The sequence below is a fragment of the Pseudodesulfovibrio halophilus DSM 5663 genome (assembly GCF_059568665.1).
This window is the reverse complement of the sequence record NZ_JCANTV010000016.1, coordinates 104,182-125,091: the sequence shown is the minus strand read 5'-3', so window position 1 is coordinate 125,091 and position 20,910 is coordinate 104,182. Positions and strand designations below refer to the sequence as shown.

At 59.5% G+C, this 20,910-nt stretch carries 21 protein-coding genes; 4 read left to right on the top strand and 17 right to left on the bottom strand.

Annotation, left to right across the window (positions count from 1 at the left end):
• The 7 genes from BR24_RS16015 to BR24_RS15985 all read right to left on the bottom strand — a co-directional run.
• The coding region (locus tag BR24_RS16015) for a transposase (protein WP_496539862.1) at positions 1-257 on the bottom strand (257 nt) is incomplete at its 3' end.
• Between the two features lie 231 nt (positions 258-488).
• The gene (locus BR24_RS16010; RefSeq protein ID WP_496542476.1) at positions 489-1,157 is read right to left on the bottom strand and encodes an adenylate kinase; all 669 of its coding nucleotides are present in this window, start codon (positions 1,155-1,157) and stop codon (positions 489-491) included.
• A gap of 60 nt (positions 1,158-1,217) precedes the next feature.
• A complete protein-coding gene (gene tilS, locus BR24_RS16005; RefSeq protein ID WP_496542475.1) occupies positions 1,218-2,225 on the bottom strand; it encodes a tRNA lysidine(34) synthetase TilS in 1,008 nt (335 codons plus the stop codon).
• A gap of 2 nt (positions 2,226-2,227) precedes the next feature.
• Positions 2,228-2,575 carry a hypothetical protein gene (locus BR24_RS16000; RefSeq protein ID WP_496542474.1) on the bottom strand — a complete coding sequence of 116 codons (348 nt, stop codon included), beginning with the start codon at positions 2,573-2,575 and terminating at the stop codon, positions 2,228-2,230.
• 2 nt (positions 2,576-2,577) lie between these two features.
• The gene (gene hemA, locus BR24_RS15995) at positions 2,578-3,957 is read right to left on the bottom strand and encodes a glutamyl-tRNA reductase (protein WP_496542473.1); all 1,380 of its coding nucleotides are present in this window, start codon (positions 3,955-3,957) and stop codon (positions 2,578-2,580) included.
• Between the two features lie 3 nt (positions 3,958-3,960).
• The gene (gene ccsA / locus BR24_RS15990) at positions 3,961-4,773 is read right to left on the bottom strand and encodes a cytochrome c biogenesis protein CcsA (RefSeq protein WP_496542472.1); all 813 of its coding nucleotides are present in this window, start codon (positions 4,771-4,773) and stop codon (positions 3,961-3,963) included.
• Positions 4,760-5,437 carry a precorrin-2 dehydrogenase/sirohydrochlorin ferrochelatase family protein gene (locus tag BR24_RS15985; protein ID WP_496542471.1) on the bottom strand — a complete coding sequence of 226 codons (678 nt, stop codon included), beginning with the start codon at positions 5,435-5,437 and terminating at the stop codon, positions 4,760-4,762. The genes ccsA and BR24_RS15985 overlap by 14 nt, the downstream gene beginning before the upstream one ends.
• Before the next feature lie 105 nt (positions 5,438-5,542).
• Here BR24_RS15985 and BR24_RS15980 point away from each other — a divergent pair, with 105 nt between their 5' ends.
• The 4 genes from BR24_RS15980 to BR24_RS15965 all read left to right on the top strand — a co-directional run bounded on the left by BR24_RS15980 (position 5,543) and on the right by BR24_RS15965 (position 9,303).
• Positions 5,543-6,784, top strand: coding sequence for a glycosyltransferase family 9 protein (locus BR24_RS15980; protein WP_496542470.1), 1,242 nt, complete (start codon positions 5,543-5,545; stop codon positions 6,782-6,784).
• A 63-nt stretch (positions 6,785-6,847) separates the two neighbouring features.
• A complete protein-coding gene (locus tag BR24_RS15975; RefSeq protein WP_496542469.1) occupies positions 6,848-8,113 on the top strand; it encodes a CgeB family protein in 1,266 nt (421 codons plus the stop codon).
• Between the two features lie 33 nt (positions 8,114-8,146).
• Positions 8,147-8,782, top strand: a complete 636-nt coding sequence (gene pnuC, locus BR24_RS15970; protein ID WP_496542468.1) for a nicotinamide riboside transporter PnuC — start codon at positions 8,147-8,149, stop codon at positions 8,780-8,782.
• On the top strand, positions 8,779-9,303 hold the full coding sequence (locus BR24_RS15965; protein WP_496542467.1) for an AAA family ATPase: 525 nt from the start codon (positions 8,779-8,781) through the stop codon (positions 9,301-9,303). Before pnuC ends, BR24_RS15965 begins: the two co-directional genes overlap by 4 nt.
• Here the strand turns inward: BR24_RS15965 and BR24_RS15960 are convergent.
• The 10 genes from BR24_RS15960 to BR24_RS15915 all read right to left on the bottom strand — a co-directional run bounded on the left by BR24_RS15960 (position 9,293) and on the right by BR24_RS15915 (position 20,898).
• Positions 9,293-10,519: a replication-associated recombination protein A gene (locus tag BR24_RS15960; RefSeq protein ID WP_496542480.1), complete on the bottom strand. Its 1,227-nt coding sequence runs from the start codon at positions 10,517-10,519 to the stop codon at positions 9,293-9,295. The genes BR24_RS15965 and BR24_RS15960 overlap by 11 nt on opposite strands.
• Positions 10,519-11,250, bottom strand: coding sequence for an RsmE family RNA methyltransferase (locus BR24_RS15955; protein ID WP_496542466.1), 732 nt, complete (start codon positions 11,248-11,250; stop codon positions 10,519-10,521). The genes BR24_RS15960 and BR24_RS15955 overlap by 1 nt, the downstream gene beginning before the upstream one ends.
• A gap of 44 nt (positions 11,251-11,294) precedes the next feature.
• A complete protein-coding gene (gene lysA / locus BR24_RS15950) occupies positions 11,295-12,533 on the bottom strand; it encodes a diaminopimelate decarboxylase (RefSeq protein WP_496542465.1) in 1,239 nt (412 codons plus the stop codon).
• Between the two features lie 29 nt (positions 12,534-12,562).
• Positions 12,563-13,018 carry a hypothetical protein gene (locus BR24_RS15945; protein ID WP_496542464.1) on the bottom strand — a complete coding sequence of 152 codons (456 nt, stop codon included), beginning with the start codon at positions 13,016-13,018 and terminating at the stop codon, positions 12,563-12,565.
• 11 nt (positions 13,019-13,029) lie between these two features.
• Complete coding sequence (gene mutS / locus BR24_RS15940; protein ID WP_496542479.1) at positions 13,030-15,627, bottom strand: DNA mismatch repair protein MutS; 2,598 nt, start codon at positions 15,625-15,627, stop codon at positions 13,030-13,032.
• A 39-nt stretch (positions 15,628-15,666) separates the two neighbouring features.
• Positions 15,667-16,800, bottom strand: a complete 1,134-nt coding sequence (locus BR24_RS15935; protein ID WP_496542463.1) for a tetratricopeptide repeat protein — start codon at positions 16,798-16,800, stop codon at positions 15,667-15,669.
• A gap of 10 nt (positions 16,801-16,810) precedes the next feature.
• On the bottom strand, positions 16,811-17,164 hold the full coding sequence (locus tag BR24_RS15930; RefSeq protein WP_496542462.1) for a LapA family protein: 354 nt from the start codon (positions 17,162-17,164) through the stop codon (positions 16,811-16,813).
• Between the two features lie 12 nt (positions 17,165-17,176).
• The gene (locus tag BR24_RS15925) at positions 17,177-17,665 is read right to left on the bottom strand and encodes an HIT family protein (protein WP_018125164.1); all 489 of its coding nucleotides are present in this window, start codon (positions 17,663-17,665) and stop codon (positions 17,177-17,179) included.
• A 3-nt stretch (positions 17,666-17,668) separates the two neighbouring features.
• Positions 17,669-18,148: an SLOG cluster 4 domain-containing protein gene (locus BR24_RS15920; RefSeq protein WP_496542461.1), complete on the bottom strand. Its 480-nt coding sequence runs from the start codon at positions 18,146-18,148 to the stop codon at positions 17,669-17,671.
• A gap of 71 nt (positions 18,149-18,219) precedes the next feature.
• A complete protein-coding gene (locus tag BR24_RS15915; protein ID WP_496542460.1) occupies positions 18,220-20,898 on the bottom strand; it encodes a CBS domain-containing protein in 2,679 nt (892 codons plus the stop codon).
• Positions 20,899-20,910 lie beyond the last annotated feature (12 nt).

The following is a 20,910-nucleotide window of genomic DNA, read 5'->3' as shown; positions in this document are numbered from 1 at the left end:
TTTTCGATGATGTCCTTGAGCGCAGTGTTTTCCAGGCTGAGGTCAGCGAACATCTGCTTGAGTTTGCGATTTTCGGCTTCGAGATCCTTCATCCTCTGGATGTCGGATGCCTCCATGCCTCCGTATTTAGATTTCCACTTGTAGTAGGTGGCGTTGCTGATGCCGTTTTCACGGCATACGTCCTTGACGGTCCGTCCGCCTTCCACAGACTTGAGGATCCTGACGATCTGGTGCTCAGTGAATTTTGATTTGCGCATACGAAACTCCTGGGCGCAGTTTGAGCCAGAAGTCTCTACTTGGCAATGGCCCTACTTTACGGGGACTTTACAGAGAGTTGCGGACGCATTATCACAGCTGACATGATCATGGACAATCAAGCTCGTGCTATACAGGTAATTTATCCGCACAAAGCGATACGATTGAACCGGATGAACAAAAAAAGGCCCCCCGCAGAGCGGAGGGCCTTTACCTTTTCCGGCAGAAAGGAACTAGTCGAGCTGGGAAATCAGGTAGTTCTTGATTTCGTCGATGGACTGTTCGCCGTCGAGCTCGATGACCTTGAAGCCGCCGTCCTTCATGTTCTTGTAGAAGTTGCAGCCGGCCATGGTTCCGGTTTCTTCATCGTAGTAGATGTCGTGACGCTTGTCGATTGCGGCCTCGTCCTGGTCGTCGTCGCGAGCAGAGAGGGCGCCACCGCAGACGCGGCAGGTGTCGCCTTCGGGAGCGATGGCGGGGATGCCGACGTTGTTCGGGTGGTTCGGGTTGTTTTCACAGAGGCGGCGACCCATGATGCGAGCCTTGGCGACTTCGCGGGGCAGCTTGATCTCGATGACGTAATCGAGCCCGACGCCGTCCTTCTGGAGGGCTTCCCACAGCTTTTCAGCCTGAACGAGGGAGCGGGGGAAACCGTCGAGGAGCCAGCCGTGTTCACCGGCGTTCTGCAGAACGTCGAGCACCATCGGGATGGTGATGTCGTCCGGTACCAGTTCACCCTTGTTGATGTACTCCTTGGCCTTCAGACCGAGTTCGGTGCCGCCGCCGATGTGCTTGCGGAAGATGGCGCCGGATTCGATGTGATCCAGGTCGTACTTGTCTTTCACCAGGGTGCCCTGGGTGCCTTTGCCGGAGCCGTTGGGGCCAAAAATCAGGATGTTCATATCTGCTCCTCCTAGGATTGTGCAAAAGATCACATGGCTTACCGCGCCAGATTGCGGAAGTCAATCCTTGAAGCCAAAAAGCACACCCTTGGGCGTGATTTTGCCTACCCTGTCACCGGGAAACTGGAATACCGCACCGAACCTGGCTTCACGCCAAGCGTCATCCATCTTCAGAAGCGTGTCCGCGAGCGCCTGTCCCGACCCCATTGAGTCCAGATATTTTTTGTAAAGACGCAACCGCAAGGCCTTATGCGCCTCTTCAAGCACCGCAGACGGCAAAAGCTCGCCTGAAGGCGCTTTGCCCATCTCTTGAAGCCAGTAGGCCTCATCTATGCGACCGAGGCGCCACAATCGCACCACTGATTCGGAAAAGTTGGGATTTTCATCCTGCACGAGAGGCAGGATGGAATGCCTGATTCGGTTGCGGGTCATGGCCGTGTCGGTATTTGTCTCATCCTCGCACCATGACGCACCGAGCGCCTCCAGAAATGCACAAAGAGTCTTCTTGCCCGTCAGCAGCAATGGACGCATCAGGCTTCTCTCGCGATCCACGCCGGGCATGCCGGAAAGCCCGGGCCAGCCGGTGCCGCGCACAAGGCGCATGACCACGTCTTCGCTCAAGTCGCCAAGATGATGACCGGTGGCGATCCAGTCCAGATTATGCTCGTGCAGGGCCTGCTTGAGAAAATCGTAACGAACGCTTCGTGCGGTTTCCTCAATGCCATGTCCGGCAGCATTGGCCTGTGAGGCGATGTCCACACGCTTTGCCTGGAAAGGAATGTTCAGACGCCCACAGAAATCACGGCACCACAAGGCATCCTTCCCGGAGTCTCGCCGGAGCCCATGGTCGAGGTGCGCGGCGCGAACGTGTCCGCCGTTTTTCAGCGATAGACAATGCAAGGCAAGAAGCAGGGCGGTTGAATCCGCCCCGCCTGAAAAGGCGCAGAGGACCTGCAGGCTCTCGGGCTCGACACCGAGCTCGTTGCGCATGAAGCGTTCGATTCCCAGACAGAAATGGGCCCACTTTGGGGGCAAATCCCTGAAACTGCCGGGGAAGGGCGTCTCCATGACTACACCTTGATACCGAAATCCTCGAAAAGATCGTCGAGGTAGTCGATCATGCGGTTGCGCTGTTCCTGAGTGCAGTAGGCCACGCAGGAGCAGCGGATTTTTCCGTGTGCGCGGACCAGCAGCTCCATCTTGACGATGTTTCCGGCCACGTTGCGGATGACCTCAAGAGCCAGAAAGTAGGGACCGCATTCTTCCTTGTGCTCTTCCTGTTCGTCGGAAAGCATATCCTCGGGAATGGGGAGATAGTAGATGCCCTTGATGGGGCCGTTCATCTCCAGAGCGCCGAGTTTTTCTTCGAACAGGTCGATATTTTCGTCGGAGATATCTTCAATATAATAGTTACGCATGGTTACTGATCCTTACGAGTGGATTCGATGAATGTTTCAATGTCTTCGGGAGCACAGTTGTCCGAACCGCGGCGGCGGTCCATGTGCGCTTCCGGCGGGATGGCCTCGTCGTCGAGGTTGAACATGCGCCGGGCCATGTCGATAAAGCGGTCGGCGACACCTTCTTCTCGGGTGCGCCGCTTGAGAAAACAGATGGGCTCGTGCAGGACCTTGCGGCCGACCGAAAGCACGAGGGTTTCGAGTGCCTTTTCGGTCTCTCTGTCTACGGGACCGATACGCTTGAGGGTCTTCATGAGTTCGGTGCGCGCTATGTCCTCACTGCGGTCCACCAGATCGACGATGGTGGGATTGAGCGCCAAGGACTGCAGCCATGTTCCGAAGGCCTCCGTTTCGCCGTCCACTACGGCACGGGCCTTTACCGCCTCTTCCTGACGCTTGGACGTATTCTCCTCGACCACTTCCTTCAGGTCGTCAATGTCGTAGAGGTATACGTTGTCGAGGCTGTTCAGGTCGGGGTCGATATCGCGCGGGACCGCAATGTCGATGAAAAACATGGGACTGTTGCGCCGCTTCTTCAGCACGCCCTTGATGTCCTTGGCCCGGATGACCGTGGTGGGGGAGCCGGTGGAGCTGATGACAATGTCCACGTCATGCAGCCGATCGAACATCCGCTCCATGGGGATGGGCTCGCCGCCCATGCGCTCGGAAAGCTCCTGTGCGCGGGAAAGAGTGCGGTTGGCGATGATGATGTCCTTCACCCCCTGATTGAGCAGGTGCGTGGACGCCAGCTCGGCCATTTCGCCCGCGCCCACGAGCATGGCGCGTGTCTTGGAGAGGTCGCCGAAGATGTGCTTGGCGAGCTCCACGGCAGCGTAGCTGATGGACACCGCGCTGGAGGCGATGGCGGTCTCGGTGCGCACGCGCTTGGCAACGGAGAACGCCTTGTGCAACAGGCGGTTCACCACGACTCCGGCTGTGCCGCTCTCCACGGACGCGCGGTAGGCGTCCTTGAGCTGCCCCAGAATCTGCGGCTCGCCCATGACCATCGAGTCGAGGCTGCACGCCACGGTGAACAGATGGTTCACCGCTTCGAGGCCGCGATGCCGGTAGACGTGCTCTGCCAGTTCGGCGGGGGAACCGCCGCAGGCCGCCGCCCAGTGAGAGAGCAGGGCGTCCGTGGCCTCGTGTTCGGGGACGCCCTCCGCCGCCACCACGGTGATTTCCACGCGGTTGCAGGTGGAGAGCGCCATACATTCCTTCACGGGGCAGTTGGCAAGGGTGGCCTGCTCGAAGTTCTCGGTATTTGTCAGGGCGTACTTCTCGCGCACCTCCACGCCGGCGGTGCGGTGATTGAGCCCGATGAGATAGATTCTGTTTTCCATAACTTACGGCTTGAACGTCAGGGCGTGATGAATCAGGGAAACAACCATCAGGGAAAAGACGACGACCATCCCGACGGCCGGCTTCCTGCCGCGCCATTTGAGTATGATGCGCTGGTGGAACACGTACGCGAACGCGACCCAGACGGCCAGCGAGGAAACCTTGACGATATCCCAGACGAACATTTTGTCGGGATTGATCCAGTACCAGATGTAGGAGGACACGATGCCCACGGTATACAGCGGAAAGCCTCCGCCCACGGCCATGCCGTTGACCCTGTCGAAGATGCTCAGCGAGGGGGTGTCCTTGCCGAGACTCGCCAGACCGGCCTTGGTCTTGATTTTCCTGTTGTAATGCAGAAAGGCCAGTCCCGCGCCAAAGCCCATGGCGCAAAGGCCGAGGGCGAGCACGAGCGTGCCGATGTGCAACCAGAAGAAAAGCATGGTGAACTGCGGCGGCAGCTTGACGGACACCCCGCCGAGGGCGAGGGAAGTGATGAACAGGATCAGCGCCAGCGGCAGGGCGGTGGTGGCAAGAAAATCGAGCTTGTAGCGCCACCAGAGCAGAAAATAGATGACCATCACGCCCCATGCGAGGATGCTCATGTAGAAACTTCCTTCGCTCAGGACGACCATTTCGGCCTGATTGACGGTCAGCAGCCCGATATCAAGCGAATGAACGACGAACCCGGCTGTGGTCACGAGGCCGGCAATTCCCTTCAGACGCGTGTTTCCCGCGGCGATGCCCACGATATGCAGCACACTCGCAATCAGATACAGACCGATAACGGCCAGTTGCAGCACTTCAAACAAGCCCATCAAGCAACTCCGGTATGTTGTCCCGCATCGGTGCGGGCAGAAATTCCTCAAGGATTTGTCCGGCCTTGTCAAGGTCCTGCCGCTCAAAAGCCTCAAGCAGCCCGGATCGAGCGAGCTCGCGGAAGAGGGCGGTGTTGCGGCCGGTTTCCATTCCGAGTTCGAGCACGAGCGGCCTCAGCCGCGCCATGAGCTTCAGGAGCGCGGCATACTCTTCGCCGAACATGTCGTCCAGTTCGCAGCGTATCATTCGGCATACCGCCGGGCTGGCACCGCCCGTGGAAATGGCCAGCGTCAGGTCTCCGCGCCGAAACACGGCAGGCACGATGAAATCGGCCCGCTCCGGACAATCTGCAATATTGCAGAGGGTTCCCCTTTCCTCACACATGTCGGCAATCTTCGCGTTCAACTCGCCGTTGCTCGTGCAGGCGAAGACCAGAAAACGGCCCTCAAGGTCCTGTTCCTCAAAAGGGCGCTGCTCGAAAACCGCATTGCCACCCCCGGTCAGCTGCAGGACCTCCGGGGCAGGGTCCCCCGTATCGAGCATCAGCACTTCGCCGACGCCCGCGTCCAGCAGCGATGCGGCTTTGCGACGCCCGACACCGCCAACCCCGACCACGAGGCAGCGTTTGTTTTCGAGGGAAAGAAAGACCGGGTAATCATGCATCGCGGAACATTACATCAAGTAAAGGACGCTGTAAAATGTCCCGAAGGCCGATTTCTTGCCATGACCGCAGGTTGCGGGTACAACACGAATCTGGAGCCCTGAAGAATGAAGCAGTATCTCGTCATACAGGCCGCACGTTTCGGCGACCTCGTGCAGACAAAGCGACTGATTGCGTCCCTCATCGCCAGAGGGGACGGCGATGTCCACATATTGGTGGACAACTCTCTCAAATCGCTTGCCGAATCGATCTATACCCGGGCCACCGTCCACGACATCGCCGCCCACGCCACCGCACTGGACGCCATGTCGGCGATGCGCGCGATCCTCGTCGATAACAGAAAAACCTTCGACGCCCTCCGCTCCATTGGGTTCGACGAGGTATACAATCTCAACTTTTCTCCGCTTGGCTTTCGCATCGCCGCGCTTTTCGACCCTGAGACCGTGCACGGCCACCGTTGGGAGAACGGACAGGAGGTCATCCCCGAGTGGGCAGCCATGGCCATGCGCTGGACCGGCAACCGCAGGCTCGGCATCAACATCGCGGACTTCTGGGCCGCCTACACAAGCCCGATGATTCCGGGCTGCGAGGTAAATCCACCGGCTCGTGCGAAGGGCGGCGGTCCGGGAATCGTTCTGGCCGGACGCGAATCCCGGCGCTCCCTGCCGCCGCAGGAACTCGCGGCTGTGGCTGCCGTCCTCGCGGCTCGTTACCCCGGACCAGTGCAGCTGCTCGGCAGCGCGTCCGAAGCGCCAGTCGGCAGGGAAGTCATGAACTGCATGCCCGCCGCACTTCGCGACCGCACCCGAAGCCTCGCAGGAAAAACGGACTGGAACCGACTGATCGAGGTCGTGGGCAGCCTTGACGTACTGGTTACGCCGGACACCGGAACCATGCACCTTGCCGCACATCTCGGCACCCCGGTGCAGGCATTTTTCCTTTCATCCGCCTGGTGTTTCGAGACCGGTCCGTACGGGGAAGGCCACACCGTCTACCAGGCCATACAGGACTGTCTGCCGTGCCTGGAGACGGCACCTTGCCCGCACCGGATAAAATGCCTCGCACCGTTCTCCGACCCCGGCTTTCCCCGCTTCATTGCCACAGGCAAACCGGAGACCCTTCCGGCGGGGGTCACGGTTTTCGACTCCGACTTCGACCCACTCGGCCTGACCTTCCGCCCCATGCATGGAACTGACATGGAGCAGGAGGCGCGGATGGCCTTCAGACGCTTTCTCGGCAGCCATCTGAACGTCTGGGATGCTGATATTCACCCCTTTGACACCACTTTGGCCGAGCAACTGTACCAACCCAAGAACTGGTCTATAAAATCAAATAAAACAGTATATTAAATTTTTTCTAGAGAATATCTAATATAAACTTCGGTCGAAACAAGGCCGATTCTAGAGGACAGTATGGACAAGCGGTTACGAATTCTGGTGGTTCTTCCCATGTATGGGGGGTCCCTCCCGGTGGGCAGGTTCTGTGCGCAGGGGATGCGCGAGTGCGGACACCTTGTCGAGGTGTTCGAGGCGCCCGACTTCCACCCTTCCTACAAGGCGATGGAAGACCTCAAAGTGACCACGGACCGACTGGACTATCTTCAGAACTCGTACCTGCAGGTTGTTTCTCAGGCGATACTCGCCAAGGTGGAAACCTTCGAACCCGATCTGGTTTTGTCCATGGCGCAGGCTCCAATGTCCATTCAGGCCCTCAAGCGGCTGCGACGCGACAAGGTGGCCACGGCCATGTGGTTCGTGGAGGACTACCGGCTGTTTACCTACTGGAAGGCATACGCCCCGTATTATGACGTCTTCGCCGTTATCCAGCGTGACGGAATCATGGAAGGGCTGCAGGAGGTGGGGCAGCAGAACGGTCTGTATCTGCCGCTGGCCGCCCAACCCGACTTCCACGAACCGCTGGAGCTTTCGGGCGTGGACAGACGAAAATTCGGCGCCGAGCTTTCCTTCATGGGCGCAGGGTATCCCAACCGCCGCATGGCCTTTCGCGAACTCATCCGTCCGGGCTTCAAGCTCTGGGGCACGGAATGGGACGGGGATCACGTTCTGGAGCCATATCTGCAAATGGAAGGTCGCCGAGTCACTCCGGAGGAATGTGTCAAGATCTTCAACGGTTCGGCCATCAACCTGAACCTGCACTCCTCGGTACAGGCCAAGACGCTCGTGACCCACGGCGACTTCATCAACCCGCGCACCTTTGAAGTGGCGGCCTGCGGCGCATTCCAACTGGTTGACCGCCGTACGCTCATGCCCGAGGCCTTTAAGGAGGGCGAGCTGGCCGTTTTTGATTCCATGGAGGAGTTGAAAGACAAGATCGAATATTATCTGGCCAACCCGCAGGAACGAGAGAGGATCGCCGCCAGAAGCAGAGAGCGCGTTCTGGCCGAGCACACATATGCGAACCGTATGCGCACGCTACTGGATTTTGTGTCGGAACGCCTTGACAACTGGCCTCCGCAAAGGGAAAGAAGCGAGCTGTATCCCGAAGGGTTCCCCGAGGAACTCAAAGACGAACTCAAGGGACTCCTGGCTGAACTATCGCTGCCCGAAGACACATCCTTCGAGGACCTGTGCTGGGCGATACGCTCCCGGCACGGGGAACTCTCCGGCCTCGACACAGCCATCCTCTTCCTTGAAGAGTGGCGCAAGCTCTACAAATAACGACAAGACTCCAACAAATCACAAGGGTTCAAAATGCTGGAAGTATTTGCCGACGCCGCCGGCTTTGTCGGCTCTTTCGTGGCGGCCATGGGCTGGCCGGAGCGCATCTCAACGCTCACCGGCCTGATCTACATTGTTCTGAGCGTCAGACAGAACCCGTTGTGCTGGCCATTCGGCATCCTCAGCGTCGGCATCTGGATGGTGGTGGTTTTCACCGGGAAGCTGTATTCCGACGCATTTTTGCAGTTGGTATACGTGATTCTGGGCTTTTACGGCTGGTACCAATGGCTGCGGGGCGGAGAAGACCATACGCCGCTACGGGTCAGGCACGTGAGCCGCAAGCTCGGCATACGGCTCGGCCTCATCGGCGTTGCGGCCACACTGCCCACATGGCTCATCATGAGCCGCGTTCTGGATGCGTCGTTTCCCTTCTGGGATGCGCTGACCACGGTCGTCAGTCTCATCGCCCAGTACCTGCTCGCCAAGAAATATCTCGAAAACTGGGTACTCTGGGTCATCGCCGACATCATTTACATCTTCATCTACTACTTGAAGGGCTGGAACGGCTACGCGGTTCTTATGGCAGTCTACACCACAATGGCGGTGGTTGGCTACGTTCAGTGGCGCAGGACCATGCAAGTCCCAGAATTTACGGGAAAAAGCGCATGACGGTGCGTATCGTAGTCACCGGGTCCGAATGTACGGGAAAAACCACGCTTGCCCGGGCTCTGGCCGATCGATTCGGTGTGAGGCCTGTGCCGGAGTATCTCAGAGAATACTTCGAGGCGGCCGGAGGCGCCCTGACGCTGGAGGACGCGGTCCCCATAGCCAAAGGGCAGCTGAAAGCCGAGAATGAGGCCGAGGCCGCGGGCGTCGATCCGGTCATCAGCGATACCGACCTGCTTTCATCGGTCATATACAACCGACACTATTACGGAATGTGCCCGGAATGGATAGAAAAGCGGCTGGCGGAAAGGCCATGCGATCATTACTTTCTCTGCGAAACCGACGTGCCGTGGGAGCCTGACGGCCAACGGGACAGGCCGGAGCAGAGGGCTGAACTACAGGAACAGTTTCGCAAAGAACTGCGCGGCCGAAATCTTCCTTTCACGGAACTGAGAGGGAATGTGGAGCAACGGCTGAATCAGGCCGCGTCCATAGTCCAGAGACTGCTCGACGCTACTTCCTGACTTTCCTGAACTGCTGCAACCACGCATTGAGCTTTGGCTCGGCGCCCTGATCCTTCGGGTGGTAGAAGGTGCGACCTTCCAACTCCGAGGGGAGATATTCCTGAGCCACCCATGCCTTGGGGTAATTGTGCGGATACTGATAGCCGCGCCCGTACCCCCATTCGCGCTGCAACGCGGTGGACGCGTTTCTGAGGTGCAGGGGAACCGGCTTCACGCCGTGTTCTCGCATCTCCTTCTGCATGTTGCGGTACGCGAAATAGGTAGAGTTGCTCTTTGGCGCGAGAGCCAGATAGACGGCGGTCTCGGCCATGATAATCCCGCCTTCTGGCATCCCCACCGCCTCCACCGCCTGATGGCAGGCCACCGCCATGGAGAGAGCCTGCGGGTCGCCTAGCCCGACATCCTCGGAAGCCGAGATCATCAACCGGCGGGACACGAAACGCGGGTCTTCCCCGGTCTCCAACAGCGCGGTCATGTAGTAGAGCGCCGCATCCGGATCGCTGCCACGAATGGATTTGATGAGGGCGGAGGCCAGTTCATAGTGGGAGTCACCATCCCGGTCGCCGCGCATGACCACCTCGGGGAGTGACTTCCTGAGCTCTTCCGAAGTACGCTGGCTCTCGGGAAGCTGAGCCGTGTACTCCAATAGATTCAGTAGCGTGCGCCCGTCCCCGGAGGCCAGCGCGGCCAACAGCTTCACAGAATCCTCTTCGAGCTCCAGCTTCAGTTCCGCGCAACCGCGGTGCACCACCTGCTCAAGATCATCGCGGGAGAGCGAGCGCAGCCGAAGCACGTGCAGCCGTGAAAGGAGCTGCCGTGTTACGCTGAACGACGGGTTCTCGGTGGTGGTGGCGAGCAGGGTGATCTCGCCGCTTTCGAGGATCGGGAGAAAGAAGTCCTGCTGCGCTTTGGAAAAACGGTGCAGTTCGTCGAGGATGAGCACGTCGTAGCCCGGTAGCTTTTTGCGTAGCGCGCTCAATCCGGCTTCCGGCGCGCTGACGCGCAGGAACGAACGCCCGGAAGCACGGGCCAGCAGCAGGGCAAGAGTGGATTTGCCGCACCCCGGAGGACCGAACAGCAAAAGGCTCGGTAAGCGCTTGGCCTCCATGATGGCCGTGATACGGTCCATTATATGGCTCTGACCGATAAACTCATCCATGGATTTCGGACGAATCTTCTCCGCCAGCGGCTGCTTTTCCGTGATTTCAAGCTTCATCATGTTCTCTCCCGTGCGTAATGCGCAAGGCTCATGGCGTGCATGGCCGCCGTCTCCCAGCGAAGCACACTTCGACCAAGACTCAGGGCTTCAAATCCTGTCGCCGTGAACCGCTCAGCCTCTTGATCGCTCAAACCGCCTTCGGGGCCGACTACCACAAGTGTGGAACCTGCAAAATGCTCCGGCCCCAGTATCGCGCCCTCGGCATCCTCCCAAGCCAGCACACGGCGGTCGAACCCTTCAAGGCCGAGCAGGGCATCCAGCGAAGGAAGAGTGGAGAGTTCCGGCAAATACACGGCCTCACACTGCTTGGCAGCCTGAATCATCTTGTCATGCCAGCTTTCTTTCGGCTCGGCCGGCACCTTGCCGACGCTTCGTGCTGCCGGCCAGAAAACCAGTCCTGAAGCACAAAACTCTACGGCCTTCTCAAGAACCCAGTCCCGACGCTTGGACTTATTCCAGCCAAGGGCGAGCGTTACGCCGGACATTGGCCGGTTGGATCTGCTGATATCATCCGCCAGCAGGAGAGCTTTGTTCTTGTTGCCCTCGCGAAGGGTGAACAGCCCGCTGCGGCCGCATCCGTCTATGAGCCGCACCGAAGCGCCGACCGGCGTCCGCAGAACGGTCATCATGTGCCGGGCCTCCGGACCACGTAGAACGACCTCGCATCCCTGCGAGGCTTCATCGGGCCACGAATCCGGAGAAAGATAGAAAGTATTGAGTCTCGCCATGAAATAAAATGGGCCGGAATCGCTGCGATTCCGGCCCATTGGAATTACAGCTCGTTGGCTATGAGGTCCTCGTACGATTCGCGCTTGCGCGCCACCGTCACCTTGTCCCCGTCCACGATGAGCTCACAGGCCCTGCGGCGGGAATTGTAGTTGGAGGACATGGTGAAACCGTATGCGCCCGCGGAATAGCATACGAGGCGTTCGCCCTGATGCACCCACGGCAGCTGACGATCGCGGGCGAGGAAATCGCCGGACTCGCAGATCGGCCCGACAACGTCCACGTCGCGCTCTTCACGCCCGTGCTGTTCGGCTTCGCCGATGCGGTGGAAGGAATCGTAGAGGGAAGGGCGGACCAGATCGTTCATGGCGCCGTCAACGATGACGAACGACTTGCTCGGGGTCTCCTTGGTGTAGAGCACCTCGGTGACCATGATGCCCGCGTTGCCCGCGATGACGCGACCGGGTTCAAGGATTACGGTCATGGGCAGGTCTTTGAGCTTTTCGGTGAGCGCCTCGCCGAACGCCTTGGGGTGCGGCGGTTCTTCCTCGTCATAGGTAATGCCAAGGCCGCCGCCGAGGTCGAGATACTTGATCTCGATGCCCATGTCCTTGAGCTTTTCGTTGAAGTTCATGAGCTTGTCCAGGGCTTCGAGGAACGGCTCGATGCTGGTGAGCTGCGAACCGATATGGCAGTCCATGCCGATGGGCTCGATGGCAGGTAGCTCGACGGCGCGGGAGTAGGCCTTGAGCGAATGCTCCATGTCCAGCCCGAACTTGTTCTTCTTCATGCCGGTGGAAATGTAAGGGTGGGTTTTGGGATCCACGTCCGGGTTGATGCGGAAGCTGACCCGGGCCACCTTGCCTTCCTGATCGGCGATGTCGTTGATCTTTTCCAGCTCGGCAAGCGACTCCACGTTGAACATGAGGATGTCCGCCGCGAGGGCTTCGCGAATCTCGTTCGCGCTCTTGCCAACGCCGGAGTAGACGATCTTCTCCGGAGATACGCCAGCCTTGAGCGCGCGGTACAATTCGCCGCCGGAAACGATGTCCATACCCGCCCCCATGGAGGCGAGCAGCTTGAGTACCGAAAGGTTGGAGTTGGCCTTGACTGAATAGCAGGTCATGTGCTCCAGCCCGTCGAAGGCGGAATCGAACGCCTCGAAATGCCGCTTGAAAGTGGCGGCGGAGTAGACATAAAGGGGAGTGCCGTATTTATCGGCAAGCTCGTTGACCGCGATTTCTTCGGCGAAAAGCGTGCCGTCGCGGAATTCGAAATGATGCATTTTCAGGTCTCCTTAACCGTTTTTGACCGTTACTGACTTGGCGACGGGTCGGCCACATACACAGCGGTGGTGGCCGACGGAAGCGATGAAAGCGCGTTCACTCCCGCCACGCGAAAGCGGTATTCCCTGTCCGGGTCGAACGTACAGAAGGACAGGGTCAGATCGTTGCCGGAAAGCTCGAAACCTTCATCACCCGGCTGAAGCAGTTCTGCCTCGCGCGGGATGAAGGGGCAGCCGATGCAGCCTTCGTCGGATTCATCGCCGACGACTTCATACTGCACGAGCACGCTCTCAAGCCGGTTCGCCGCTCCTTCCACGGCGAGCCTGAGGGTCATGCACTGCCCGTTGCGGCTTCCTTCAAGCAGCCTGAGTTCGAAACGGTCTTCCTCCTTGACCGCCTCGGGCCACTTCTTGACGCCGATGGCGCAGCCGCCGAGCAGCATGGCAACAAGCGTTACGGCAATACCGTTGATCCATAACCGCATAAAATATCTCCCTAAAGGGATTTCTTCCACTGATTGAGGATTGTCAGCGCCTCGATGGGCGTCAGCCCGTCCACATCAAGCTCAGACAACTGACGGACGACCGGATGCTCCTCCGGCTCCGGGCAGTTGGCTGGAGCAGGGGCCCCCAGTCCGGGAAGCAGCGTCTGGGTGGCGTTTTCCACTTTGCCGCCGACTCGTTCATCCTGCGATTTTTTCTCGAGTTCCGCAAGGACGTCGCGGGCACGCAGGACAACGGTTCTCGGAACCCCCGCCAGACGGGCCACTTCGATGCCGTATGAACGATCGGCGGGGCCGGGGACCAGCCGCCTGAGAAAGACGATATCCCCCTTCCATTCCTTGACCGCTATGTTCAGATTCCGCAGGCCGGGAATCTTGCCCTCCAGCGTGGTCAGTTCATGGTAATGGGTGGCGAAGAGCGTGCGGATACCGCCCCGGGCGCGTGTGGCGAGTTCTTCGACAACGGCCCAGGCAAGCGAAAGGCCGTCGTATGTGCTGGTGCCGCGCCCTATCTCGTCGAGAATGACGAGGCTGCGCATGGTCGCCTGCCTCAGGATGCGCGCGGTCTCCATCATTTCCACCATGAAGGTGGACTGCCCCTGCGAAAGATTGTCGGAGGCGCCGACCCGCGAAAAGACGCGGTCCGCCATGCCCAGCTTTGCACCACGGGCAGGGACGAAGGAACCGATCTGGGACATGACGCTGAAAATCGCCACCATGCGCAGAACCGTGGACTTACCGGCCATGTTCGGCCCGGTGATGAGCAGAATGCGCTTTTCCGGGCTGATACTGACGCTGTTGGGGATATAGTTGGCCGCGCCCATGGCGTCCTCGACCACCGGATGGCGCCCGGCCTCGATCTCGACTTCCATGCCGTCGTGCAGTTCGGGGCGGGTCCAGTCGTTGACGCGAGCGGTCTCGGCGAGCCCCTGCCAGTAATCAAGGGAGGCGAGGGCATCGGCCATATAGAGAAAACGCGTCCGAGCATCGGCCAGCTTGTCACGAAGATTCTGAAATAGCTGATACTCGAGATTGCGCCGTTCATCCGATGCGGAAAGGAGCTTTTCCTCCAATTCTTTGAGCTCGGGAGTGATGTAGCGCTCGGAGTTCACCAGCGTCTGGCGGCGGATGAAGTATTCAGGAATGTCGCCACGGTGTGCCTTGGAAATCTCGAAATAGTAACCGAAAACCTTGTTGAAACCGAGCTTGAGCTTGGGAATCCCGCTGTTTTCTGTCTCGGATTTGTGCAGCTCCTGAAGCTTGGCTTCGCCGTGGTCGGTGAGCTCAATGAGCTCGTCCAGCTTGGCGTCATATCCCTGCCGGAAGAGGCCGCCCTCGGTGATGACAACCGGGGGGCTGTCCACGAGCGCGGACTCGAGCAGCAGGTGGATGTCCTCCATGTCGTCCCAGCCCTTGAGCAATCTCGCCAGCAGCTGCGGAGCTTCGGTAACCCGCTCCAGCATGGAGCGGATGTTAGGCAGCACGGAGAGACTGCGCCTCAGGGCGGTGAAATCCTTGGGAGTGGCCCGCCCAAGCGTCACGCGGGTGGAGAGGCGCTCCATGTCGTAGACGCTGTCGAGGGCGGAGCGGAGTTCGCCGCGCAGCCCGTCATCGCCATGCAGAAACGCCACGGTCTCCTGCGTCTTGACCACCGGACCGAGTTCGCGCCACGGCTGACGCAGGCAGCGCTCAAGAAGCCGTCCGCCCATGGGGGTCATGGTACGGTCAAGAACCTTCCAGAGGGTTCCCTTGCCCGTTCTGCCGTCAAGACGACGGAACAGCTCCAGGTTGCGCTCAGTGACTTCGTCTATCAGCAGATGCTTGCCGAGGTTGAGCGGCTTGAATTCACCGAGATGCTTGAAATTTCCTTTCTGCGTCTGATCCAGATAGGCGAGCAGGGCGCCGCAACAGCGCACCAGCTCGGGCTTGCCGTCCAGGTCCAGCAGGTCGAGGCTGGCCGCCTCCTGAGCCTTGAGTACGCGCTCTTCGGCCGACGTGCGGTCGAAGAACGCCCCTGCTGGAAGCTGAGTGACGGTGGCCGAGAGGTCCGAGTACTGCGGAGGCACATTACGCCCCTGAACGACAAGCAGCTCGCTCGGGTTGATCTTCACGGCCCATTGCCAAAGCTCCGGCTCCTTCTTGGAATGAAGACCGGACCATTGTCCTGTGGAGTAATCCACCCACGCAAGACCGCCGGAACCAGACTGCGAATCCCAGTAGATTGCGGCAAGATGGTTGCTGGTCTTGGCGGTGAGGTTGGAATCCTCGACCACGGTGCCGGGCGTCAGCACTCGGGTCACCGCACGCTGAACAAGGCCCTTGGCCTGCTTGGGGTCCTCGATCTGGTCGCAAATGGCGACCTTGTGCCCCTTATCCAGCAACTGGGAAAGATACGTCTGCACCGCATGATGCGGCACACCGCACATGGGGATGGGGTTGTCGTCCTTGGGGTTGCGGCTGGTCAGGGCCACCTGCATTTCGCGGGCGGCCGTTTCCGCATCTTCGAAAAACAGCTCGTAGAAGTCGCCCATGCGGAAGAAGAGCAGAGCGTCCGGGTTTTCTTCCTTGAACCGGAGGTACTGCTCCAGCATGGGGGTCATTTTGGGTTTTGCCACACCTATCCCTTGAACTTAATTGGAGAACTCCGTTCTGAACGTAATGGAATGCCAGCTGCCGCAGCGGGGGCAGATGTGGAATATCGTATCGCGCTTGAGTCCGCAACGGCTGCAAAAGAAACGCCGCACATTTCTCGCGCGTCCCATGAAGAATTCCAATTGTTCCTTGAAAAACGGCGTCAGGCTCTGGCGGGAGCGAGACATATCGAACAGTTCGAGGCGCGCCAGCCAGAAGTCCGGCATGAGCACGAGGGCCTTTTCAAGCCACCTGCGGGCTTCGTCCGGCTCATGACGCAGAGTCAGGAACAGCGCGCCATGGTAGAAAACCAGAACATCCGGGTCCAACTCCTCGAGCACGGGGATGACGGTGTCCACAGCCTCCATGGTGGGGACGGCCTTTTCATACCTTTGGCTGTCCGAATCCGCTGCAGCGCGACGTATGTCGGCCAACAGCTCGTCCAGAACCACGAAACGAAGCCTCGGTTCGATGGAGTGCATCGAATCCTCGAGCAACGACGCCATGCGCGAAGCGTGACCACTGCGAAACTCCTGCACCACGAGCAGCGACCATGCCTCGAATGCTCCCGGATACACCTTGACCGCCTGCCTCAGCGCTTTGACGCCGCGGGCGTGCTCTTCGTCCGCAAACAAATCCAGCGCGTGACGATAAAGGTAGTGGGCCTGCGGAAGCGGAAGGCCGAGGTGTCCGTAGTTCGCGGCGGCCTCACCGTAAGCGCCGCGCTCCGCATTGAGCTTGGCCTTTTCCAGAAGGATCTCCCCCTCGTCTGTGCCGGCCTCCTGCGCCTGACGAAAGGCGTCGCGGGCGCGGTCCAGAAAGCCCCCGCGGCGGAAATCGCGCCCCAGCTCGAAGAGTGCCCGGGCCTTGAAGCGGGAATCCAGACCGGGACGGACGATCAGGCTGTTGCGGATCTGAATGGCACGCTCGATCTCGCCCTGCGAGCGGTAGAGGTTGCCTAGAGCGAGATAAATCTCGACGGCTTCCGGGTCGTTCTTGACGACACGGCTCAGCTCCTCGATGGCCGCGCGGGTATCCTGTACCGGCGCGGCCCCCGAAACGGCGTTATTGGCTGCCCGGACGTCTTCGCCGGGCAGCCTTTTTTTCTTGCGTCCGAATAGATTCCAGCCCAAGGGGACCTTCCTAGCTTTGGTTGTCGCTGTCGGAAGTAGCGCCGACCGGCTCTTCGTTCAGCGGCATGTTGCGCAGAGAGTTGAGTTCCTGCTCAAGACTGGCCATGCGGCTGTTGCAGTCGCGCAGCTTCTTGGCCGCCTTGAGCTTTTCGCTCAGGAAATACAGCATGGTCAGCACAGCGCCGACCACGAATCCGCCGAGCACGAGGAAATAGAAGGGCAGGGGAACGGAGCGAAGCTCGGCGATATACGGAACATCCAGCCTCAGCACCAGAGACTGGGCGAGAATCTCGTTGTTCTGGCTGAAGAACAGGATGGATACGACAAACAGCAGGATCAGGGCCAACACTTTCAAGTAACGCATGAAGTTTTCTCCTTAGGCTTGGTATTCTTCGAACAGGGGCTTGAGCCGCCTGTAGGTGGACAGCAGATGCTCCGGTATGACTGACGTTTCGCCAAAGACCGCCATGAACGAGGAGTCCCCGTTCCAGCGCGGCACAATCTGGAAATGCATATGAGCCGCTATCCCCGCACCGGCGGCTTCGCCGATGTTCAGCCCCATGTTCACTCCCTGCGGAGAAAAGGCCCGGTTCATGACGTCAACGGCCCGGTTGATCCAGAGCATGCAGTCGTTGCGCTCTTCGTCCGTCAGTTCGGTGAGGCAGCTGACGTGGCGGTACGGGGTGACCATGAGATGTCCGTTGTTATACGGGAACTTGTTCATGATGACGAAACAGTGTTCGCCCCGGACCAGAATCAGCCGTTCCTCATCCTCCTCGGTGTGCTGCGGGATGCAGAACACGCACTCGTCGGGCTTCGGGCCGAGAATGTAATCAAGTCGCCACGGTGCCCATAAAACGTCCATTATTTAGCGCTCTCCATCAAGTATTATCTTGAGTTTCGACACAGCCTCGACAGCGTCTTTTGCCGGAATGACGCCGTCGAGTTCACTCCATTTACCAATCGCCACGACCTCGCGGCCGCTCTTGAGGGCGTGACCAATCTCGGAAAGAGTCCCGGCTCCGCCGCCGCATGCCACGGCAGCAGCGCCGTTGAGCACCACCAGATGATTTCGCATCTGGCCGAGTCCGGTAGCCACCGGAACCCGAACCCACCTGTTGGCGGACTCCAGCTCCCGACCCGGCAACAATCCGAGCGTGATACCGCCCGCCTCGAAGGCTCCGCGACAGGCGGCCTCCATGACGCCGCCGAGCCCGCCGCAGACCAGCTCCCAAGCGTTCTCGGCAATGAGCCGTCCGAGCGTCACGGCTTCGATTTCGAGACGACGGTCTTCGTCGTCATCGCCGAAGCTACCCGCACCGATTACGGAAATTCTGCGCACTCGCATGGGTCAACTCCTTCCGGGTACGGCCAACAGACCGTATTTACACGGATTGAGCCGCAAGAGCAAGCAGGGGCTCAGCGACCGTACGCCTCGTCGCCCAGTTCGTCCTTGATGCTGGAGGCCAAACTAAGCTGCTCCTGTCTCGTCTCTACCTCGCCGTCGATCTTGGCATTGCGGACACGTTCGAGGATTTTTCCCATGGCGGGACCGGACGGCAGCCCCATATCCAACAGGTCCTGACCGCTGATGTCGGTCTCCAGATCGCGCAGCCGCGCAAGGTACTGCGAAATATTGCGGCGTATATACTCCTTCCTGCTCTTGGCCATGAGGAACAGGATGCCTTCTACAGGCATGGGGTCAAGCACGGCGAACAGCTCGCTCAGCGGCGACTCTCCCTCCTTCCAGCCCATGAGCGTCATGAACGCGGCACCGATCATGTCCCGCAACGCCAGCACTTCTCGCATTTCCCGGGGAGAGAAGTAGAGGCGTTCGCATATTTCACGGGTCTCTTCCTTCTTCGTGCCCTGAGTAAGACCGAGGAAAAACAACGTCCAAGCGTCCGCGGGCTGATCGAGGTAGAGCAGGCTGTACCAGACGTGAACCCGCTCCAGCTCCTCAAGTACACGCTGGCGCTCCTGATTCAACTTCAGAAGGGGATGAATGGCTTCAAGGATGTTCAGTTCCTCCAGCCGCTCGAAACATGCCGTCGGGTTCTGCTCCTGCGAGATGAGCTGCAGCTCGTGACAGATGCGGCTGCCGGAAAGCCGGTCGAAAAGCTCCAGCTGCAGGGCGTTCTTGATCAACCGCATGGTCTGGCCGCCGATCTCGAAATCGTAGCGGCGCTCAAACCGGACCGCGCGCAGAATCCGCGTGGGATCCTCCACGAAACTGAGTGAGTGCAACACCCGGACACGACGGTTGCGGATATCCCTCTCCGCACCGAAGAAGTCCACGATGTTGCCGAAGCGGTCTGGGTTTAGGCGCAGGGCGAGGGCATTGATGGTGAAGTCGCGTCGGAACAGGTCCATCTTGATGGAAGAAAGCTCCACCGTGGGCAGGGCGGCGGGGTACTGATAATACTCGAGCCGGGCCGTGGCCACGTCGATTCGCCTGCCGTCTTCCAGAAGAACCACGGCTGTTTTGAACTTTCTGTGCGATTTGACGCGGCCGCCCAGTTCACGGGCGAGACTTCTCGCGTAGGCGATGCCGTCACCTTCCACGACAAGGTCAAGGTCCTGATTTGTCCGGTCCAGCAGGATGTCGCGCACGAAGCCCCCGACAGCGTAGACTTCGTATCCCTCGGAGGCGGCGAGCTCGCCAGCCTGCGTCAGCATCTGGATCATGGACTTGTCGAGACGATGCCGCATGTATGAGGAGATGTTTCGTTCCCGGCTGCGTTCAGGATGCAGGGATTCGGGGATTCTCGCCGGCTCCTCCACCAGAAGGTTCACAAGGTCCGTACGGGTGATGACGCCTATGAGGCTGCCTTCTTCCACAACGGGCAGCATCCGCTGACGCTTGCCGAGGATGATCTCCATGACCGTATACAGGTCCACATCCTGCGAGACGGTCTCAAACCGCGATGCCATGTACTCCTTTACGGACAGATGCCCCAGCTTGTGCGAGGAGGCCTTGTCCATGATCTTCTGCTCGATGAGTCCCACGCATTCCATGGTTCCGGCCTTGACCACAGGCACACCCTTGAGGCCGAAGCGAATCATCAGCTCCACGGCCTTGTCGATGCTCTTGTCGTCCTCGATAACCACTGGCGGCGCGGAGATGATGTTGCCGATGACCACCCGCGGGTCGATCTGGGAGTAGAAGAGGGCGAAAAGGTCGTCCCGCACTTCGGCCAGCGTCTTGTCCTTTATTGTCGCCGAAGCCGCCTGAGCGTGGCCGCCGCCGCCGAGCGAAGAGCAGATCAGCCCCACGTTGACCTCGGGCGTGCGGGAGCGCGCCACAAGATGGATGCGGTCGCCCATGCGCCCGAGCGCGAAAAGCACCTGAATGTTTTCCACGTCCATCATCTTGTGAATGAGAAAGGCGAAATCCGGCACGAACGTGTCCGTGCTGACTTCCGTGACAACCACCTCGACGCCGTGAATGTCGTGCGTGGTGGCGTGATTGAGCAGGTCCCCCAGAATGGATATCTGCTCGGCGGAAAGCTCGCGGCTCAGGATGTCCGAGATGACCTGAAGGTCCATGCCCCGCTCGCACAGCCAGGCACCGGCCTCGAAGTCGTGCGGCGTGGTGGTGGAGAAGGAAAAACCTCCGGTATCCTCGTAGATTCCCAGGCCGATGATGGTAGCCTCTTCCGGCCCGACCTCGATGCCACGCTTCTTCATCTCCGCCACGAGGATGGCGGCAGAAGAGCCCCATGGCAGCAGGACCTCCTGATCCGCTTCAAGGTCTTCGTCAGAGTCCGGGTGGTGGTCGTACGTGTGAACCGTGATGTCCGGCTTCTCCAGCAGCGGTTTCACATGCGCCAGACGGGACCGCTGCCGGGTGTCCACCACCACGAGCAGCTCGACGGAGTCGGGGTCGATATCCTTGAAGGCTTTGAAATTGAAGAGATACGTGGTGCTCTGGATGTAGAAGTTTCGCAGGTTCTTTTCCTGACTGCCGGGGAAAATGAGAACGGCGTCGGGGTAGAGCTTGCTGGCCGCGATGATTCCGGCCAGAGCGTCGAAGTCGGCGTTGGCGTGCGCGGTGATGACCGTGCGTGCCTGTATTTTGGATGCTTTTTTATTCATAGGGATATCCGG

What these genes read in the sequence shown, in the direction of transcription:
- BR24_RS16010 (WP_496542476.1), bottom strand. Translation starts at nt 1,157, where the DNA reads ATGAACATCCTGATTTTTGGCCCCAACGGCTCCGGCAAAGGCACCCAG.
- tilS (WP_496542475.1), bottom strand. Translation starts at nt 2,225, where the DNA reads ATGGAGACGCCCTTCCCCGGCAGTTTCAGGGATTTGCCCCCAAAGTGG.
- BR24_RS16000 (WP_496542474.1), bottom strand. Translation starts at nt 2,575, where the DNA reads ATGCGTAACTATTATATTGAAGATATCTCCGACGAAAATATCGACCTG.
- hemA (WP_496542473.1), bottom strand. Translation starts at nt 3,957, where the DNA reads ATGGAAAACAGAATCTATCTCATCGGGCTCAATCACCGCACCGCCGGC.
- ccsA (WP_496542472.1), bottom strand. Translation starts at nt 4,773, where the DNA reads ATGGGCTTGTTTGAAGTGCTGCAACTGGCCGTTATCGGTCTGTATCTG.
- BR24_RS15985 (WP_496542471.1), bottom strand. Translation starts at nt 5,437, where the DNA reads ATGCATGATTACCCGGTCTTTCTTTCCCTCGAAAACAAACGCTGCCTC.
- BR24_RS15980 (WP_496542470.1), top strand. Translation starts at nt 5,543, where the DNA reads ATGAAGCAGTATCTCGTCATACAGGCCGCACGTTTCGGCGACCTCGTG.
- BR24_RS15975 (WP_496542469.1), top strand. Translation starts at nt 6,848, where the DNA reads ATGGACAAGCGGTTACGAATTCTGGTGGTTCTTCCCATGTATGGGGGG.
- pnuC (WP_496542468.1), top strand. Translation starts at nt 8,147, where the DNA reads ATGCTGGAAGTATTTGCCGACGCCGCCGGCTTTGTCGGCTCTTTCGTG.
- BR24_RS15965 (WP_496542467.1), top strand. Translation starts at nt 8,779, where the DNA reads ATGACGGTGCGTATCGTAGTCACCGGGTCCGAATGTACGGGAAAAACC.
- BR24_RS15960 (WP_496542480.1), bottom strand. Translation starts at nt 10,519, where the DNA reads ATGAAGCTTGAAATCACGGAAAAGCAGCCGCTGGCGGAGAAGATTCGT.
- BR24_RS15955 (WP_496542466.1), bottom strand. Translation starts at nt 11,250, where the DNA reads ATGGCGAGACTCAATACTTTCTATCTTTCTCCGGATTCGTGGCCCGAT.
- lysA (WP_496542465.1), bottom strand. Translation starts at nt 12,533, where the DNA reads ATGCATCATTTCGAATTCCGCGACGGCACGCTTTTCGCCGAAGAAATC.
- BR24_RS15945 (WP_496542464.1), bottom strand. Translation starts at nt 13,018, where the DNA reads ATGCGGTTATGGATCAACGGTATTGCCGTAACGCTTGTTGCCATGCTG.
- mutS (WP_496542479.1), bottom strand. Translation starts at nt 15,627, where the DNA reads ATGCTGGAGCAGTACCTCCGGTTCAAGGAAGAAAACCCGGACGCTCTG.
- BR24_RS15930 (WP_496542462.1), bottom strand. Translation starts at nt 17,164, where the DNA reads ATGCGTTACTTGAAAGTGTTGGCCCTGATCCTGCTGTTTGTCGTATCC.
- BR24_RS15925 (WP_018125164.1), bottom strand. Translation starts at nt 17,665, where the DNA reads ATGGACGTTTTATGGGCACCGTGGCGACTTGATTACATTCTCGGCCCG.
- BR24_RS15920 (WP_496542461.1), bottom strand. Translation starts at nt 18,148, where the DNA reads ATGCGAGTGCGCAGAATTTCCGTAATCGGTGCGGGTAGCTTCGGCGAT.
- BR24_RS15915 (WP_496542460.1), bottom strand. Translation starts at nt 20,898, where the DNA reads ATGAATAAAAAAGCATCCAAAATACAGGCACGCACGGTCATCACCGCG.